Below are 16537 nucleotides of genomic sequence, written 5' to 3' on the forward strand. Positions count from 1 at the left end.
TGTGCGGCGCCCTGGTTTCCTCAGGTGGTGGGGCTCAGCTCGGCGAGCAGCTTCTCCACCCGGCCGCGGATCTCGTCGCGGATCGGGCGGACGGCCTCGACGCCCTTGCCGGCGGGGTCCTCCAGCTTCCAGTCCTCGTAGCGCCTGCCCGGGAAGACCGGGCAGGCGTCACCACAGCCCATCGTCACGATGACGTCGGAGGACTGCGCGGTCGCGTACTCCAGGAGCTTGGGGGTCTGGTCGGTGATGTCGATGCCGACCTCCCGCATGGCCGCCACGGCGGCGGGGTTGACCGTCTCGGCCGGCGCGGAGCCGGCCGAGCGGACCTCGACGGTGTCGCCGGCGAGGTGGCGCAGCCAGCCGGCGGCCATCTGGGAACGGCCGGCGTTGTGGACGCAGACGAACAGGACGCTGGGCTTGTCGCTCATGGTGTGGCGCCTTCCGGTTTACGCGGTGCGGGAGTGCGTGGGGGTGAAGAAACGGCGACGCGCCCACAGGGAGACGTAGACGAGCCCGACGAGGACGGGCACTTCGATCAGGGGGCCGACGACTCCGGCGAGGGCCTGGCCGGAGGCGACGCCGAAGGTGCCGATGGCGACGGCGATGGCGAGTTCGAAGTTGTTGCCGGCGGCGGTGAACGCGAGGGTGGTGGTGCGTTCGTAGCCGAGGCCGATGGCCCGGCCGAGGGCGTACGAGCCGGCCCACATCAGCGCGAAGTACACCAGCAGTGGCAGGGCGACGCGGACCACGTCCAGGGGGCGGCTGGTGATGGCGTCGCCCTGCAGGGCGAACAGGATCACGATCGTGAACAGCAGTCCGTAGAGGGCGGCGGGTCCGATCCGTGGCAGGAAACGGCGCTCGTACCAGGCGCGGCCCTTGGCCCGCTCGCCGAGACGGCGGGTGAGGTAGCCGGCGAGCAGCGGGACGCCCAGGAAGATGAGCACGTTGCGCGCGATGTCCCAGGCCGAGATGGTCAACTCTGCCCCGGACAGGCCCAGCCAGCCGGGGAGCACCGAGAGGTAGAACCAGCCGAGCAGACCGAAGGCGACGACCTGGAAGACGGAGTTGAGCGCGACCAGGACCGCCGCGGCCTCCCGGTCGCCGCAGGCGAGGTCGTTCCAGATGATGACCATGGCGATGCAGCGGGCCAGGCCGACGATGATCAGGCCGGTGCGGTACGCGGGCTGGTCGGCCAGGAAGATCCAGGCCAGTGCGAACATCACCGCGGGGCCGACGAGCCAGTTGAGGACCAGCGAGGAGATCAGCAGGCGGCGGTCGCCGGTGATGGTGTCGAGGCGGTCGTAGCGGACCTTCGCGAGCACCGGGTACATCATGATCAGCAGGCCGATCGCGATCGGCAGCGAGATCCCGCCGATCGTCACCGAGTCGAGCGCGCTGTTCAGGCCGGGGATCAGTCGGCCGAGGAGCAGCCCCGCAACCATCGCCAGCCCGATCCAGAGCGGGAGGAACCGGTCGAGTCGGGAGAGTCGGCCGACGATGGCGCTCTCCGGCGAATCGCTCCGAATTGTGGTGCTCATGCGGCCGGTGCGACGGTGAGCAGGGCGGCGAGCTGGCGCAGGATCGCCGGCCGGGCGCGGTAGTAGACCCAGGTGCCCCGACGCTCGGCGTCGACGAGCCCCGCTTCCCGCAGCGTCCTGAGGTGGTGCGAGATGGTCGGGCCGGTCAGGTCGAACGCGGGGGTCAGGTCGCAGACGCAGATCTCGCCGCTCTCCGCGGAAGCGATCATCGACATCAGTTGCAGACGCACCGGGTCGCCCAGGGCCTTGAACGCGGACGCGAGCACTGCGGCGGCCTCGGCCGGCACGCGTCGCTCGGTCAGGGAAGGACAGCAGGACGCGTCCACGGCCGGCGCGGCTTGATTCGACATTTCTCTAGGTTGACACTGATCTAATCAGCGTGCAACTGTCTGTTTCGACGGACGTCGAGTCAGGCGTCCGATGTCTTCCGGGAGGGGAACCCGCTGATGGTCGACATCACCGTGCGTCCCATGGTCGCCGCCGACGCCGACCGGGTCCTGGCGATCTACCAGGCCGGCCTCGACGCCGGCAACGCCAGCTTCGAGATCACCGCGCCGACCTGGTCGGCGTTCGACACTGCGCGGCTGAGCGCGCACCGCTTCGTGGCTGTCGACCGCGACGGCGGCGTCCTCGGCTGGATCGCCGTCTCGCCGACCTCGACCCGCGCGGTGTACGCCGGTGTGGTCGAACACTCCGTCTACGTGGACCCGGCCGCCCAGGGCCGTGGCATCGCCCGGCTGCTGCTCGACGCGCTGATCGCCTCGACCGAGGCGGCCGGCATCTGGACGATCCAGTCGGGGATCTTCCCGGAGAACGCCGCCAGTCTGACGCTGCACCAGCGGGCCGGGTTCAGGGTTGTCGGCGTACGCGAACGGGTCGGTCGCCACCACGGCCGCTGGCGCGACGTCGTCCTGCTCGAGCGACGCAGTCGCGTCATCGCCTGACCGATCCTGGCCCGGAAACCGGGCCTCCGCCCACCTTTTTGTTTCGACAATCTTCTAGATAGAGGAGTTGTGTGATGAGTGCCCTGGACGAGCTTCCTGTCGTGGTGATCGGCGCCGGCCCGACCGGTCTCGCCGCGGCGGCGCACCTGCACGAGCGCGGCCTGACCTTCGCCGTCCTCGAAGCCGGCGAAAACCCGGGTGCCGCCGTACGGCAGTGGGGGCACGTGCGCGTCTTCTCACCGTGGCGTTTCAACATCGACCCGGCCGCCCGCCGGCTCCTCGACGAGGCCGGCTGGGTCGTCCCCGACCCGGAGGCCCTGCCGACCGGCGCGGAGCTGGTTGGCGACTACCTCCAGCCCCTCGCGGAGCTGCCGCAGCTCAAGCCGCACCTGCGGTACGGGGCACGCGTCGAGGCGATCAGCCGCCTCGGCCTCGACCGGCTGCGCACCGCCGGACGCGACACCGCGCCGTTCCTGCTCCGCCTCGCCAACGGCGACGAACTGTTCGCCCGTGCCGTCATCGACGCCTCCGGCACCTGGCGTACGCCGAACGTCCTCGGTGCCTCCGGCCTGCCCGCGCGGGGTGAGGCGGACGCGACGGCGTACCTGGAGCACGCGCTGCCGGACGTGCTCGGTGTCGACCGGGACCGGTTCGCCGGCCGGCACACCCTGGTCGTGGGCGCCGGCCACTCGGCCGCGAACACACTGCTGTCCCTGGCGGAACTGGCCGAGTCCACACCGGGTACCGAGGTGACCTGGGCGATCCGGACCGCCTCGCCGGCGCGTACCTACGGCGGCGCGGAAGCCGACGCGCTGCCCGCACGCGGCGCCCTGGGCGCACGGCTGCGTACGCACGTCGACGCCGGGCGGATCCGGCTGCGCACCGGGTTCGCCGTGCATACCCTCGCCCCGGCCGACGGTCGGGTACGCGTGGTCGTGCGGCACGTCGACGGCACCGACGAGTCGGTCACCGTCGACCGGATTGTCGCTGCCACCGGCTTCCGCCCCGACCACTGGATCGCCGCCGAGCTGCGACTGGACCTGGACCCGATCCTGGGTGCCACCCGTGCTCTGGCCCCGCTGATCGACCCCAACGAGCACTCCTGTGGCACCGTTGCGCCACACGGCGTGGACGAACTCGCCCACCCGGAGAGCGGCTACTACGCCGTCGGCATGAAGGCCTACGGTCGGGCGCCGACGTTCCTCATGGCCACCGGCTACGAGCAGGTCCGCTCCGTCGTCGCCGCCCTCGCCGGGGACTGGGAGGCCGCTCGTGACGTCCAACTCGACCTGCCCGCAACCGGCGTGTGCAACAGCAACCCCGCCGACGGTCAGCTTGACGGCTGTTGCGCCGGCTGATCACCGACTACGACGACGGTCCCCGCCACCGGCCCGTTCGACGGGGACCGTCACCGTCGGTCGGCGCAGGCGACGCACGTACGCGCCGACGGGCGGGCGACGAGCCGTTCGGTGGGGATTGGACGGGAGCACCGTTCGCACACGCCGTAGCTGCCGGCGTCGACGCGTTGCAGCGCGACGTCCAGCTCGGCGAGGCGTTGGCGGGTCGCGTCCAGGACGGCGGTGAGCTGTGCGCGTTCGAAGGCGATCGTGCTGCCCTCGGGGTCGTGTTCGTCATCGGCGTTGGACGACCGGGACGCCTCGAACAGGCTCCGCAGGTCGCCGTCCAGTGCGGTGGCCTGAGTTTCGGTCTGCTCGCGTAGCCGCAGCAGTTCCTGACGAACCGCGCTGGAATCCTGGTTCATGGCCGTTCCACCGTACTCCGGGATGACGGTGGTCACAGGACCTGGCATTCCGAGACGACCGGTCATATCGTGGTGTCTGTCAGCCAGCCGGGATCCGGGGAGAGGAGTGCCAGGAGATGCCACGACCGAAGTCGCAAGCCTCCGCCGGGACCAGGCAGCGGCTGTCCGACGCCGCGTTGGACCTGTTCCACCTGCGCGGCTACAACGGGACGAGCGTCCAGGACATCGTGGCCGCCGCCGGGGCGCCCAAGGGCACCTTCTACAACCACTTCGCCAGCAAGGAAGACCTCGCTCTCGACTCGGTGGCGAGGTACTCCGCGGCGATGGGGTTGGAGATGCTCGACGAGAAGCAGGGCGGCACGCCGCTCGAGCGGATCACCAACCATCTCCGCTTCATCACCGGCCTCAGTGACACCATGGGTGACCGTGGTTGCCTGCTCGGCAACTTCGCCACCGAGATCCCGGCCCACAGCGGCGTTCTGCGGGACGCGGTCGACGCCGGCTTCGGCCGCTGGGTCGCCGCTCTCGCGGTGGCGATCGAGCAGGCGCGTGCCGCCGGTGAGCTGCACGGGAACGAACCTGCCCGGGAGTTGGCCGGCTTCGTCGTCTCCAGCTACGAGGGGGCGGCGGCGCGGGCGAAGGCGTCCGGTGACCCGACAGCCGTCCAGGAGTTCTTCGCGATCACCACGGCGCGGATCCTCACGTGATTCGCGCCGGATCCAAACCGTAGTAGTCCGCGTTGTCCTGTTTGTCGCGGAGTGTATCCGTTATAAGACGACCGGTCGTACGCATTCGACCGGGCAACCATCACCCCATAGGAGTGAGACATGAGCACGTACCTGATCAACCACCTGCGTATTCCGGGTGGAGTGCCGACCGAGGAGTCCCTGCGTTACCTGGAGCAGGTGGAGGCCACCACCAAGCCGTACGGCGCGAAGTGGCTCGTCCTGGACGCCCAGGTGCAGGTCATCGAGGGCTCCTGGGAGGGCTCGGCGGTCCTGATCGAGTTCCCGGACGCGGAGACCGCGAAGACCTGGTACAACTCCGCCGAGTACCAGGCGATCCTGCCGCTGCGCGTCAACCACACCATCAACGACCTGATCCTGGTGGACTCCGTCAGCCCCGACTTCACGGTGGCCGGCTACGCGCAGAAGATCCGGACCCTGCTCGGTCAGTGACCAGAGGTCGCTGAACTGCCGTACCTCGACCCCCGCGCACGCCACGGCCTGCGCGGGGGTCGGTCACATGAAGTTGCGGGTGTGCAGGGCGGAGAGCGCGGCGGCCTCGTCCGGGCGGAAACCCAGCCGGACCAGTCGACGCTGGCGGCCCTGGTCCATCGCGTGCTGCAGAGCCTGCACCCGGTCGAAGCCGGCGGACACGTCGTCGGGGTGCCAGCCACCCGCCGCGAGCACCACCAGCGCGTCGAAGACGTCCGCGTTGAGGCCCGCAGTGTCGACGAGCGCGTCGTGGCGGCGGTGGATCGCCGCCCGCAGCCGATCTCGCAGCAGCGGGTCGAGCTGGGCCTGATGCTCCAGGTGCGCCATGCCGAACACCACGTGCCGGCGCTCGTCCTGCATGGCGAGCCAGCAGACCTGCCGGGTCACCGGGTCCGGAGCGTTCTGGTGCAGAAACGACAGCAGATCGACGAAACTGCCCTCGCCGAGCACGGAGAGCAGGAACGAGGCCAGCGCGAAGTCGGACTCCGCGACGAGCGTGAAGAGCGACTGCCGGCCGCCGGCCGACGACGTGCCCAGCTCGGCACCCCGCAGCAGCGCCCGCCGGCTGAACACCTCCATGTGCCGCGCCTCGTCGGCCATCTGCACGGCGAGAAGCTGCACCACCTCACGGAAGTGCGGGTGGATGCGCCCCACGAACCGGGCCGGCACGACGAGCGCGGCCTGCTCGTTCTCGACCAGGTAGGTCATCACCTGCACGACCGCGGCCTCGACATCGGCCGGCAGCGCGAACGGATCGTCCCAGGGCACCGCGGTCTGTGGATCCCACTGTCGCGCGGCTGCCTGGGCGTACAGGTGCGGAGCGACATCGGCCCACACCAGGTCACGGTCGTCCAGGTCGAACCGGGCCTCGGGACCGCCGGCTTCGAGCAGCGCGCCCCGGGCGCCGAGCCCCCACCGTGCCGGCGGGCGGCTGCTCAGTGCCGACGGAAGGGCGGGCCCGGCCCGCTCCGCGCCGAACCAGCGGTCGTCATCCGCCGTACCCCGGACGACCACGGCGACCAGCTCGCTCCGGTCGCCCAGGTCCGGCCATTCGACCCGATGGCCCCGGACACGACACCAGGCCGGCAGGTGTACGGGAAGCGCCGGGTCGCGCCCGGAAACCGCCAACCGGCCTCCGGGTGGCAGCCCGGCCAGAGCACGTTGGACGAGTAGGTGCGCCCCCCGGCCGAAGCCGAGGTCGCCGAGGTGGACCTCGACGTCGGCGCCCGGGGCCGCGCTCACGGCCGGTAGTCCGTGGCCGTCACCCGCCCGTCGGGCGAGAAGAAACCGGTGGCGTCGACCGCCCTGGCGAGGAGGTCGTACCCCGAGGTGCGGCCGTCCTTCCAGGCCGTCAGCCCCTCCAGGTCGAGCAGCGGGCGCACCTGCGGATCGGCGTACGACATGCCGAGCAGAAGCGTCCCGAAGAGCTGGACCCCGGCGGACTCCGGCTCCCGGACCGTCATGTTGCAGTGGTCGTACCGGGCGGTCTGCGCGATGATCCGGGTGCCCTCGGGTGGCAGCGTGCCCTCCTTCACGAACGCCAGGTGGTTGGCGTCGATCATGCACGCGGCGTCGACCTCGCCGGCCACCAGGGCGCGGGCCGCGTCACGCTCGCCGCCGATGTGGTCGCCGTGCAGGCCGACGCCGACGTCGAAACGGCGCACGTCGACCTCGACCCCGGCCGCCGCGAGGTGACCCAGCGGAATCAGCGTCGCCTGTGGACTGTCGACCGCGCCGACGGCGACCACCATCCCGGCGAGGTCCGCGACCTGCCGCGCCGGTGAGTCGGCGCGGACCACCACGATCGAGGTGAGGTCCTGGTCGGTGTCGCGCATCGTGAGCGCGCGGACGGCCGTGCCGTTGGCGGCCGCCAGTCGCTCGGCCCGTAGCCAGGCCAGGGGTGAGTTCCATGCCGCGTCGATCCGCCCGGCGACGAGATCCTCGACCTGGCGCTCGTAGTGCGAGTAGAGCACGAAGTCGAAGTCCAGGCCGCGTCCGCGCAGCCAGGCGCGGAAGCCCTCCCAGATGGTCACCACCTTGGGGTCGTACGCGACAGCGCCCATCAGGACGGTTGGCGTCGACATCAGCGATTGGCCTCGTCGAGCAGCGGCAGCCCGGTGGCTACCCGACCGACGAAGTCATGCAGGGCGTCGGTGGTCGGGGCCATCACCCGGGCTGCGCGCGAGTCGCGGAAGCGGCGTTCAAGGCCCAACTCCTTGCGGAACGCGCTGCCACCGCAGAGTTGCATCGCGCCATCGGTGACGTCTGCGGCCGTTTCGCCGCCGAGCGCCTTGACCTGCAGCACCCGCAGCATCGCGTCGTCGCGGCCGGTCTCCAGTGCGGTGAGGGTGTCGCCCAGGAAGGCCCGCAGCGCGTCGGTGCGGATCATCAGGCGGGCGAGGTCGCGTCGGGTGACGGGCGCGTCGCGGAGGGCGGCCCCGGTGTGCGCGAGGGTCGTCCCGGTGAGGTGCCGGCCGGCCTCGGCGACCGCGCTGTCGGCGAGGCCGAGACAGAACGCGCCGTTGAGCACCAGGAACCAGGGGAGGACCGCGCCGAGCGCGGTGTCGAGCCCGGCGCCGTCGGCCGCGAGCATCGCCGCCGACGGGACCCGAAGCCCCTCGGCGGTCATCGGCCGGGAGCCGTTGCCACGCAGGCCGAGCCCGTCGAAATCGCCGGTCACGCTCAGGCCGGCGCTGCCGGCCGGCACCAGCCACAGCGTCATCGGACCGGCGTCGCCGGACAGCGGGAGGCTCGACCAGACGTAACTGTCGGTCTCGCCGGCGGAGGTGACCCAGCTCTTGCGGGCATCGAGGCGGACGCTGCCGTCGTCGGTGACGCTCGCGGTGCCGGTCGGGGACCAGAAGTGGCTGCGCGAGCCGTACTCGGAGAAGGCCAGCGTGGTGAGATGACCGCCGGTGGCGATGGCCGTGCGGACCTCGCGCGGGCCGTGCGCCTCGATGACGGCGGTCGCCGCGTAGTGCATGAGCACCACCATCGCGGTGGAGCCACACTCGGCGGCGAGCCGCTCGATGACCTCGGCGACCGTCCGCATGCCGTGGCCGCTGCCGCCGACCTCGGTTGAGGAGGCCAGGCCGAGCAGGCCGGCTGCGGCGAGGGCGGCGACACCCTCACGGGGGAAGGTGCCTTCGCGGTCGACGTTCGCGGCCTGCGGGCGGATCACCTCGTCGAGGACCGTGCCGAGCCGGTCTGCGACATCGGCGTCGGATGGGGCATTGTCGACAATGGTCGTCATGCGGGTGTCCCTTCAGTCAGACCGGGTGGGACCGCCGTCGACACTATCCGAATTGGATGACACCGCGCGAGCGTCGGATTACCGTCTGGAGCGGGTGCCGTCCCGGTGGGGCCGTCCGTGCCCGTCGTCCCCGTATCCGGAGGCCGAGGGGGCTGGCTGGACTCGATGTTGCTGTTGGGCCGCCGGCAGTTGGCGCTGCACCGTTTGCACCCGTGGCTGATCGAGGTGAGTCACCGGACGGCCGGCATCGGTCCCGAGAGCCTGGCCTGGTTCGACAACTGCATTCGGATCCTGGAGCCGGTGCCGGCCGTTGTCGCCGCGAAGCTCGAGGCGATCGCGAAGATGAACGGCGTGGTGACCCTCTTCGCCCGCAGCGAGGCCGCCTCCGGGGCATTCAGCTTCGCCGGTGCCGACCTCGCGGCGTACCCGCACCTGGTCGCGGCGTTCCGCCAGCCCGCCGCGCCCGCGCCCCGAACCGACCTCTTCGAGCGGGCCCTGCGCAGTCTGCTGAGCGGTCTGCTGCTCGCCGAGCCGTCCGAGGCGCCTGACGGGCCCGGCGCCCAGGTGGTGTCGGCCGTACCGTCCTCCGGCGTGGCCCCGGCTGGTCTACGTTTCGATGGTGGGGGACCGGCGGGTGAGCGTCGACGGGCGACGAGAAGGTCGCGCGTGAGCTGGTGAGAGGTGCGCAATGGCAGATTCTGATCTTGCCGGTCTGCGGGAACGGGCCGCGAACGGTGACCGGGACGCAATCGACCAGCTCGTCGAGCTTGCCGGCGAACGGGGCGATCTGGCCGAGTTGCGCCAGCTCGCGGAGGATGGCAACGCCGACGCGGCGGCCCAACTGGTTGAGCTCGCCAGCGAGCTTGGTGACATGAACGAGCTGCGGCGTCTCGCCGACCGAGGCGACCGGGACGCGGCCGATCAACTCGTCGAGTTGGCGGCGGAACGGGCCGACGTGGGCGAGCTTCGACGGCTCGCCGACGGGGGCAACCGCGCTGCGGCCGACGTGTTGGCCGAGCTCACCGAAGAGGAGACCGAGGAAGAGTAGTCGGCGCGTCACGGCCGACTACCGGGCGGGCGACGGGACGTGGATGCCGCGGCCCACCCGGTGTCAGCGTGGTCGATGGTCGGGTCAGGCCTGCGCCGCCCGGATGGCATCGCGCAGCGGGGTGCTCGGCCGGCCGATCAGCCGGCTGAGGTCGTCGCTGTCGGTCACCAGCTCACCGATCGCGATCGAATGGTCGAGCGCGGCGACGAACCCGGCGGTGCCGGCGTCGAGCCCGACGCCCTCCAGGGTCGCGGCCAGCTCGGCGGCCGACAGGTCCTGGTGGACGACAGTGGTGCCGGTGACCTCCGTGACCGCGTCGGCCAACTCGTCGAAGGTGAACGCGGTGCCGCCCAGTTCGTAGACGGCGTTGCCGTCCTCCTCGCGGGTCAGCGCCGCCACGGCGGCCCGCGCGTAGTCGGCCCGGGTCGCGGCGGAGACCTTGCTGCCACCGGTGGCACCGAGGATCGTGCCGGACTTCAGGTACTGCGGCAGCTGGTCGGTGTAGTTCTCGGTGTACCAGCTGTTGCGCAGCACGGTGTAGGCCAACCCCGACGTGGCGAGGACCTCCTCGGTGGCCTTGTGCTCCGGGGCGAGCGGGTTCGTGGTGGTGTCGGCGTTCAGGATGCTGGTGTAGATCAGGCGCTCGACCCCGGCGAGCTTGGCCGCGTCGATGACCGCGGTGTGCTGCGCGACGCGCTGGCCGGGAGTGTCACCGGAGATGAGCAACAGGCGGCGTACGCCGGCCACGGCGCCGGGCAGCGTCGACGGGTCGTCGTAGGTGGCCTTGCGGATCTCGACCCCGCGCGCGGCCAGGTCGGCGGCCTTCTCCGGGGTGCGGACGATGGCGGCGATGTCGGTGGCGAGTACGCCGGTGTCGAGGAGCTGGTCGATGACCAGACGGCCGAGCCGACCGGTGGCGCCGGTGACGGCATAGGTGGGCATGGGAACCTCCGTTAATGCAGTGGCAGATCTGCAGGCACTTACGAATCTATAGCACTAGCTCTTGGGTAAGCTTAAGGTAGGCTGGTGAGGTGAGCGACAATCCGTCCCAGCACCCGGCGGGGCCTACCCAGGAACTCGTCAGCGATGTCTTCGCGCGGGGCTGCACCTCCCGTGCCGCCTTCGAGGACGTCACCTCGAAGTGGGCCTCGCTCGCCCTGCTGGCGCTCGGCGAGGGCCGCTACCGGTTCAACGCGCTGCGTCGCCGTATCGACGGGGTCAGCGAGCGGATGCTCTCGCAGACCCTGCAGACCCTCGAACGCGACGGAATGCTCACCCGCGAGGTGCTCACCGCGATCCCACCGCGCGTCGAATACTCGCTGACCCCCCTCGGCGCCCGGGTCGCCGAGCAGCTACGCGGCCTCGCCGACCTGCTGGAAGCCTCGGTGCCCGAGTTGCAGACCGCCCGCGACACCCACGAGCGCGACCGGGCCTAGCTCACGGGCGCGGGGTGCGGCGTCAGAGCGGGGCGAGTGCTTTTGCGATGTTCCGTTCGGCGAGGTCCAGCATCCACTGCCGGTTGGGGAAGTCCGTGGCAGCGATACGCAGTGGTCCCTCGATCAGGGACAACACCTGTGCGTACCGGTAGAGCTCGAGCCGGTGAGGGTCGAGGTCGACGGGACGCAGTGCCGGGTACGCGTCGCCGAAGCGCAACTGGAGCCAGGCGTGCTCCCACTCGACGTCGAAGTACGTCAGGCCTTCAATGTCAATCATGGCGGGTTCGTTGGTGCCCGTGACGAATACGTGGTCTGGTCCCAGCTCGCCGTGTATCAGCCCGTACGTCTGCCGTGCGGTGACCGCGCCGCGGAGGTGACGCACGTGGGCGGTGATCCGGCCGTGTGCGTCCGCGAGCCGAGCGTCGCCGGTCGCCACCGTGTCGAGATGACCGAGCGCCCGGTCCACGATGATGTCCTCCGCGCATCGCCTCGGGGATGCGTCGTCGCGGGCGATGGTCGCGAGCTTGCCGTGGCGCGGGCCGAGTGTGGTGTGCATGCGGTGCAGGGCGTCACCGAGCGCGGACAGAACCGTGGCGGCTGCGGACGGGTCGCGATCCATCAGCGCCTCGAGCGTCAGGTCACCGACGTCCTCGACCAGCGCGATGTCGGAGCGGAGGTAGCGGCCGTCGCGGTCGAGCATCAGCAGCCGCGGGATCCGTACGCCCGCAGCGGTGAGCGCCTCATGGTTGATGGCGAACAGTTCCGCCCCCGACGCGTCGGTGAACGGGTCGTCTGGGACTGTCGGCGACGGCGGCCAGTAGTTCTCGCCGGCTGCCCACACGTAGAGGATCACGCTCGTCTGGTCGTCCAGCCGAAGTCGGTAGACACCCTTCTTGCTGCCGCCGGTCAGCCGGTCCAGAGCAGTGAGTCTCCGGGCACTGCCCAGTTGCTCCGCCACCAGGTCACGCACATCGCCCGGCCGCAGGAAAGCGCGTGTCATGTCCGTCTCCTCCCGGCACAGGGCGTGCACCACGCGCCACGCCTCAGGCGTGCAGCGTCTCGCGCGGCGGCACGCCGTAGCTGGCGTGGTAGCGGGCGGTGAACCTGCTGTGGCTGGCGAAGCCCCATCGACTGGCGATCGCCGAGACGGTCTCCTGGCGGGGATCGGCCCGTACCAGGTCGTGGTGGGCCCGAGCGAGTCGGATCCGACGCAGGTACGCCATCGGGGTGGTGCCGCGATGACGGCGGAAGGCGAGTTGCACCGCCCGCAGGGAGACGCCGGCGGCAGCCGCGATGTCGGCCGCGCTGATGTCCCGGTCGGCGTGCTCCTCCATGAAGGTTATCGCTCGTCGCAAGGTGGCGGTGCTGGCGTCGTGTCGATCCGCGGCGGTCGGCTCGGTGAACGCGGTGTTGGGAAAGACGGCGAGCGCCGCGGCGGCGAGCATCCGCGCGGCGTTGCCGATCACCAGCGGTTGCGCGCTGGCGATCGGGCTGTTCAGCACGACGTCGGTGACGAAGCTGGTGGTGATGCGCCACTGCCGGGCGAGCGCCGCGTCGGCGGGACCCAGGTGGGTGAACTGGATCGGACCGGGCCGTCGGGCCGGCGCGGTGGTGGCCACCTGCTCCAGCACTGACAGGTCCAGCACGCAGATCTCCACCTCGCCGGGTAGCCAGCGTGCGCTGCACGGCTCTCCGGGCTTCGTGACGAGGTAGACGTCGCCGGGTCCGAACCGGTTGGCCGATGCGCCGCAGGTGCGGTCGATCCGGGCGGTGCGGGTGTGGGTGATGGCCAGCCCTCCGAGGTTGCTCGCTCGCATGTCGAGTTGCCCCGTGTGGCGGACGGTCGCCATGGCGAAGGGTCCGGTCTCCACGCTGTGATGGGTGAACCGGTATTTGCTGCTGCTGTGGATGCGCAGTTTCGGGTCATACGCGGTGGACAGGAACCCGTGGATGGCCACCGGGTCCCAGCTGTCGAAGTGTCTGGTCTGCACTGTTGATGACGTCATCCGCTGTCTCCGTCCGGTGAAGGTGCCGCCGGGTGATGGAACGGGACCGGTGGCGAGATCGGGACGTGCCGGGGTGCTCGGCGGTGACCCGCAGATTGCTGGCCGGCGGTGTGGTGCGGTGGAACGTCGCGAGCGGGACGGCAGCGACCGGTCGGGGTGGCGTCGTAGCTGGCCTGATCGGTGAAGGGAACGCGTACGCAATATCTGTCGATGGGAATGTCACCATACGACAACCGTCGTCGGCCGTCCCACGAACAGCAGGGGTGTGTCGGCAGGTCGACTTCGCTTTCCGACTAGCGCGCCGGCTGACTCTGCGCCTTCGGGCCTAGCCATCTTCGCGGTGGACAGCGAAATCTTGTTCACGTTAACCCGGAAGTCGGGGGGCGACCGGGCTACCGCCGAGTGACTGGCCTGAGGAGGGGGTAAACCTTGGACAGTACCGATCCTGACCGCATCGTTCGACTGGCCGTGGCAGAGGTGCTGGCCCGGGTGGCGGACGAGGACAGCTTGGGGCTGGGCGAGGGCGACGCGTTGGAACGGCTCGGGGCCGGCCTGCGCGAGGTGCTGCGGCGCGCACTCGACGACCGGGTGCCGCTGACCACACCGGACTTCGTCGACCAGTGCCGTGACCTTGGCCTGAACCGGGAAGCGTTCGACCTGCTGGGGCACTACCTGATGACCGCGCTGCTGACCCACCACGTCGGGCCGGACGCTCTGATCCGGGTGGGCGTGCTCCTCGGCACCGTCGGGCGCTACCTGCCCGGGGCCCGTCCGGTCCCGCATCGCAACGGACGCCCCGTGCCGCAGCGACGCGACGTGCGCGCCGACAACAGTGTCGTCGGCCGATACCGCCGAGCGAAGCTGCCCGAGCACCTTCCCAACGCGCCGAGCTGGACCTGCACCGGATGCGGAGGTGAGTGGCCCTGCGCCACCAAGCAGAGTCAACTGCTCGCCGAGTACGGTGGCGCGCGCGCCGCTCTCGCGGTCTATCTCGGCTCCTGCCTCGTCGTCGCCGCCCAGGACCTGCCCACGCTGCCGCTGACCCGGGTCCGGAACCGATTCCTGGGTTGGCTGCCCCGCGCCCGGATCTGACCAGGCCGTCGGGCGTCCCAGCCGGAGGCCGGTCAGCCGCCGGGATTGGCACTAGGCAAAAAGGTCATCGATGCGATGGAATGTGCACCACGCGTCGCGCCCTGGGAGGACACCCATGACGTCTGCTCCGTCGTCCGTCGGCACCCGCGCACGAGTCGCCAGCATCCTGGTCGGCATGCTGGTGGCGGCGCTGCCCGCAGCCCCGGTGGCCGCGTCTCCCGGGACCGGGTCCCCGGCGGCCCAGGCCGGGTCGGCGACCCGCCACCACCCCGTTCCGCCGCACGTCGTGGGTGACCAGACGGTCCCGGCCTACTCCTACGCCGACGCGATCCGGGAGAGCGTCTGGGTCCAGACCCGCGCCGACAGCGACGGTGACGGCGTCCGAGACCGGGTGGCCGTGGACCTCGTCCGGCCCCGCGAGGCCGCCGCCGCAGGGGTCCGTGTGCCGGTCATCATGGACGCGTCGCCCTACTACCTCTGCTGTGGCCGGGGCAACGAGAGCGAACTCAAGACGTACGACGCGAACGGCGTGATCGCCAAGGCACCGCTCTTCTACGACAACTACTTCGTCCCGCGCGGATACGCCTTCGCCGCCGTGGACCTCGCGGGCACCGCCCGCTCGACCGGCTGCGAGGACGTCGGCGGCCCGGCCGAGGTGGACAGCGCCACGGCGGTGATCGACTGGCTCAACGGGCGGGCTCGCGCCTACACCGCCGACGGCCGGCCGGTGAGCGCTGCCTGGAGCACCGGACAGGTCGGCATGATCGGCAAGTCGTGGGATGGCTCGGTCGCCAACGGGGTCGCCGCCACCGGGGTGCCGGGGCTGGCCACGATCGTGCCGATCTCGGCGATCTCCAGCTGGTACGACTACATGCGTTACCAAGGTGTTCTTCGTTCCACCGACTATCCCGGCTACCTGCACTCGTACGTCAATGGTCGCGACGACGAAGCCTGCGCGGACGTGCTGGCCCGGCTCCGCGCGGACAGCGGCGAGGAGACCGGCGACTACAACAGGTTCTGGGCACAGCGTGACTACCGGCCCTCGGCCGACCGGGTCCGGGCCAGCGTGTTCGTGGCGCACGGCCTCAACGACCTGAACGTCACGACCAACCAGTTCGCCGACTGGTGGCAGGAGTTGGCCGACGAGGGCGTGCCCCGCAAGCTCTGGCTCTACCAGGCCGGCCACGAGGACCCGTTCGACGTTCGGCGAGCCGAGTGGGTGGCCGCCCTGCACCGCTGGTTCGACTACTGGTTGCAGGGTCTGCGCAACGGGGTGATGGACGAGCCGCGGGTCGACCTGGAGACCGCTCCGGGTACCTGGACGACACAGCGGGACTGGCCGGCCCCCGGCACCCGGGACGTCCGGATCGCACTCGGCGACGGTGACGGCCTGACCGGCACCCTCGGCGGTCGCGGCGCGCGGCCGGGCCAGGAGCGGGCGTACGTCGACGAGTTACTGACCGAGGCCGAGCTGGTCGCCGAGCCGAGCACGGCGACCGCCGGCCGGCTGGTCTTCCTCTCCGGCACGCTGACCACCGCGCTGCGGATATCCGGCAGCCCGTCGGTACGGCTGCGGATCCGGGTGGATCGGCCGACCACCGAGCTGACCGCCCGGCTGGTCGACTACGGCACCGCCGAGCGACTCCAGTACGGCACCTCGGAAGGGGTGCGGACGTTGGACACCGAATCCTGTTGGGGAGCCTCCACGGACGCCGACGATGCTTGCTACCGGGACACCGAGGAGATCACCGACGGCACCGACCACGCGGTGCTGACCCGAGGTTGGCTCGACGCCGCACACCACCGCTCGCTGCGCCTGCGCACCCCGCTGCTGCCGGATCGGTGGTACACCGTGACCGTGCCGCTGAACGCCTACGACGCGGTGCTGCCCGCCGGGCACGTACTCGGTCTGGTGCTCGGTCAGAGCGACCCGGAGTTCACCGAGACCGACGACCGGGACGCCACCGTCCGGGTCGACCTGGGCCGCAGCGAGCTGATCCTGCCGATCGCCGGCCGAGCCGGCCTGCCCGCGGTCGACGCCGCACCACCGGTGCGGACCGCGCCGGCCGATCCGTCGGCCGCCCGGACGGCCCGTGACACCCGGCCGGTGCCCTGACCCGGCCCGGTCAAGGCTGGTCCCGATTGGACACTCCGCGCGTTCGAGGGGTCACCCACTGCTGCCCCGACCTGCGCTCCGCGCAGGTCGGGGCAGGGTGTTCATCGGGCGCACTCGCCGCGTAC

The 16537-nt window shown here is 70.9% G+C and carries 19 protein-coding genes; 9 read left to right on the forward strand and 10 right to left on the reverse strand.

Translation table 11 applies throughout. The features are described 5' to 3' along the window. Window positions 1–20: 20 nt before the first annotated feature. The 3 genes from C7C45_RS04375 to C7C45_RS04385 are packed head-to-tail and all read right to left on the reverse strand — an operon-like array spanning window position 21 to window position 1888. Window positions 21–428: an arsenate reductase ArsC gene (locus C7C45_RS04375; protein WP_110562326.1), complete on the reverse strand. Its 408-nt coding sequence runs from the start codon at window positions 426–428 to the stop codon at window positions 21–23. 18 nt (window positions 429–446) lie between these two features. Then, on the reverse strand, window positions 447–1538 hold the full coding sequence (gene arsB / locus C7C45_RS04380; protein ID WP_110562327.1) for an ACR3 family arsenite efflux transporter: 1092 nt from the start codon (window positions 1536–1538) through the stop codon (window positions 447–449). Then, window positions 1535–1888 (reverse strand): ArsR/SmtB family transcription factor, encoded by a 354-nt coding sequence (locus C7C45_RS04385; protein ID WP_110562328.1) that lies wholly within the window; start codon window positions 1886–1888, stop codon window positions 1535–1537. Before C7C45_RS04385 ends, arsB begins: the two co-directional genes overlap by 4 nt. A gap of 96 nt (window positions 1889–1984) precedes the next feature. On the opposite strand from C7C45_RS04385, the gene C7C45_RS04390 reads away from it, so the two are divergent. After that, window positions 1985–2482, forward strand: a complete 498-nt coding sequence (locus C7C45_RS04390) for a GNAT family N-acetyltransferase (protein ID WP_110562329.1) — start codon at window positions 1985–1987, stop codon at window positions 2480–2482. A 74-nt stretch (window positions 2483–2556) separates the two neighbouring features. After that, entirely contained in the window at window positions 2557–3840 is a 1284-nt protein-coding gene (locus C7C45_RS04395) for an FAD-dependent oxidoreductase (RefSeq protein WP_110562330.1), read from the forward strand. Window positions 3841–3890: 50 nt separating this feature from the next. Here the strand turns inward: C7C45_RS04395 and C7C45_RS04400 are convergent, their stop codons facing one another. Then, entirely contained in the window at window positions 3891–4244 is a 354-nt protein-coding gene (locus C7C45_RS04400) for a TraR/DksA family transcriptional regulator (protein WP_110562524.1), read from the reverse strand. Between the two features lie 116 nt (window positions 4245–4360). On the opposite strand from C7C45_RS04400, the gene C7C45_RS35465 reads away from it, so the two are divergent. Next, window positions 4361–4951 (forward strand): TetR/AcrR family transcriptional regulator, encoded by a 591-nt coding sequence (locus C7C45_RS35465; RefSeq protein ID WP_110562331.1) that lies wholly within the window; start codon window positions 4361–4363, stop codon window positions 4949–4951. Between the two features lie 120 nt (window positions 4952–5071). Next, window positions 5072–5422, forward strand: a complete 351-nt coding sequence (locus tag C7C45_RS04410; RefSeq protein WP_110562332.1) for a DUF1330 domain-containing protein — start codon at window positions 5072–5074, stop codon at window positions 5420–5422. Between the two features lie 63 nt (window positions 5423–5485). Here C7C45_RS04410 and C7C45_RS04415 read toward each other — a convergent pair whose 3' ends face one another. From C7C45_RS04415 to C7C45_RS04425, 3 genes are read right to left on the reverse strand one after another with little or no spacing between them, the layout of a single operon-like run. Then, a complete protein-coding gene (locus C7C45_RS04415; RefSeq protein WP_110562333.1) occupies window positions 5486–6703 on the reverse strand; it encodes a ferritin-like domain-containing protein in 1218 nt (405 codons plus the stop codon). Beyond that, a complete protein-coding gene (locus C7C45_RS04420; RefSeq protein ID WP_110562334.1) occupies window positions 6700–7545 on the reverse strand; it encodes a phosphate/phosphite/phosphonate ABC transporter substrate-binding protein in 846 nt (281 codons plus the stop codon). Before C7C45_RS04420 ends, C7C45_RS04415 begins: the two co-directional genes overlap by 4 nt. Further along, the gene (locus C7C45_RS04425) at window positions 7545–8714 is read right to left on the reverse strand and encodes an acyl-CoA dehydrogenase family protein (RefSeq protein ID WP_110562335.1); all 1170 of its coding nucleotides are present in this window, start codon (window positions 8712–8714) and stop codon (window positions 7545–7547) included. Before C7C45_RS04425 ends, C7C45_RS04420 begins: the two co-directional genes overlap by 1 nt. A 165-nt stretch (window positions 8715–8879) precedes the next feature. Here C7C45_RS04425 and C7C45_RS04430 point away from each other — a divergent pair, with 165 nt between their 5' ends. Together C7C45_RS04430 and C7C45_RS04435 are read left to right on the forward strand one after the other, a co-directional pair. After that, on the forward strand, window positions 8880–9392 hold the full coding sequence (locus tag C7C45_RS04430) for a hypothetical protein (RefSeq protein WP_208641062.1): 513 nt from the start codon (window positions 8880–8882) through the stop codon (window positions 9390–9392). A 10-nt stretch (window positions 9393–9402) separates the two neighbouring features. Further along, the gene (locus C7C45_RS04435) at window positions 9403–9762 is read left to right on the forward strand and encodes a hypothetical protein (protein ID WP_110562336.1); all 360 of its coding nucleotides are present in this window, start codon (window positions 9403–9405) and stop codon (window positions 9760–9762) included. 84 nt (window positions 9763–9846) lie between these two features. Here the strand turns inward: C7C45_RS04435 and C7C45_RS04440 are convergent, their stop codons facing one another. Beyond that, window positions 9847–10704: an SDR family oxidoreductase gene (locus C7C45_RS04440; RefSeq protein WP_110562337.1), complete on the reverse strand. Its 858-nt coding sequence runs from the start codon at window positions 10702–10704 to the stop codon at window positions 9847–9849. A gap of 89 nt (window positions 10705–10793) precedes the next feature. On the opposite strand from C7C45_RS04440, the gene C7C45_RS04445 reads away from it, so the two are divergent. After that, window positions 10794–11198: a winged helix-turn-helix transcriptional regulator gene (locus tag C7C45_RS04445; protein ID WP_110562338.1), complete on the forward strand. Its 405-nt coding sequence runs from the start codon at window positions 10794–10796 to the stop codon at window positions 11196–11198. A 22-nt stretch (window positions 11199–11220) separates the two neighbouring features. Here C7C45_RS04445 and C7C45_RS04450 read toward each other — a convergent pair whose 3' ends face one another. Together C7C45_RS04450 and C7C45_RS04455 are read right to left on the reverse strand one after the other, a co-directional pair. Continuing rightward, window positions 11221–12198, reverse strand: coding sequence for a phosphotransferase family protein (locus tag C7C45_RS04450; protein WP_110562525.1), 978 nt, complete (start codon window positions 12196–12198; stop codon window positions 11221–11223). 43 nt (window positions 12199–12241) lie between these two features. Continuing rightward, the gene (locus tag C7C45_RS04455) at window positions 12242–13204 is read right to left on the reverse strand and encodes a helix-turn-helix transcriptional regulator (RefSeq protein WP_146247265.1); all 963 of its coding nucleotides are present in this window, start codon (window positions 13202–13204) and stop codon (window positions 12242–12244) included. Window positions 13205–13633: 429 nt separating this feature from the next. Here C7C45_RS04455 and C7C45_RS34775 point away from each other — a divergent pair, with 429 nt between their 5' ends. Together C7C45_RS34775 and C7C45_RS04465 are read left to right on the forward strand one after the other, a co-directional pair. Then, a complete protein-coding gene (locus C7C45_RS34775; RefSeq protein WP_244200239.1) occupies window positions 13634–14296 on the forward strand; it encodes a hypothetical protein in 663 nt (220 codons plus the stop codon). Between the two features lie 115 nt (window positions 14297–14411). Beyond that, window positions 14412–16412 (forward strand): Xaa-Pro dipeptidyl-peptidase, encoded by a 2001-nt coding sequence (locus tag C7C45_RS04465; RefSeq protein WP_110562340.1) that lies wholly within the window; start codon window positions 14412–14414, stop codon window positions 16410–16412. Window positions 16413–16537 lie beyond the last annotated feature (125 nt).

Source organism: Micromonospora arborensis (assembly GCF_003205615.1).
Classification (GTDB): domain Bacteria; phylum Actinomycetota; class Actinomycetes; order Mycobacteriales; family Micromonosporaceae; genus Micromonospora; species Micromonospora arborensis.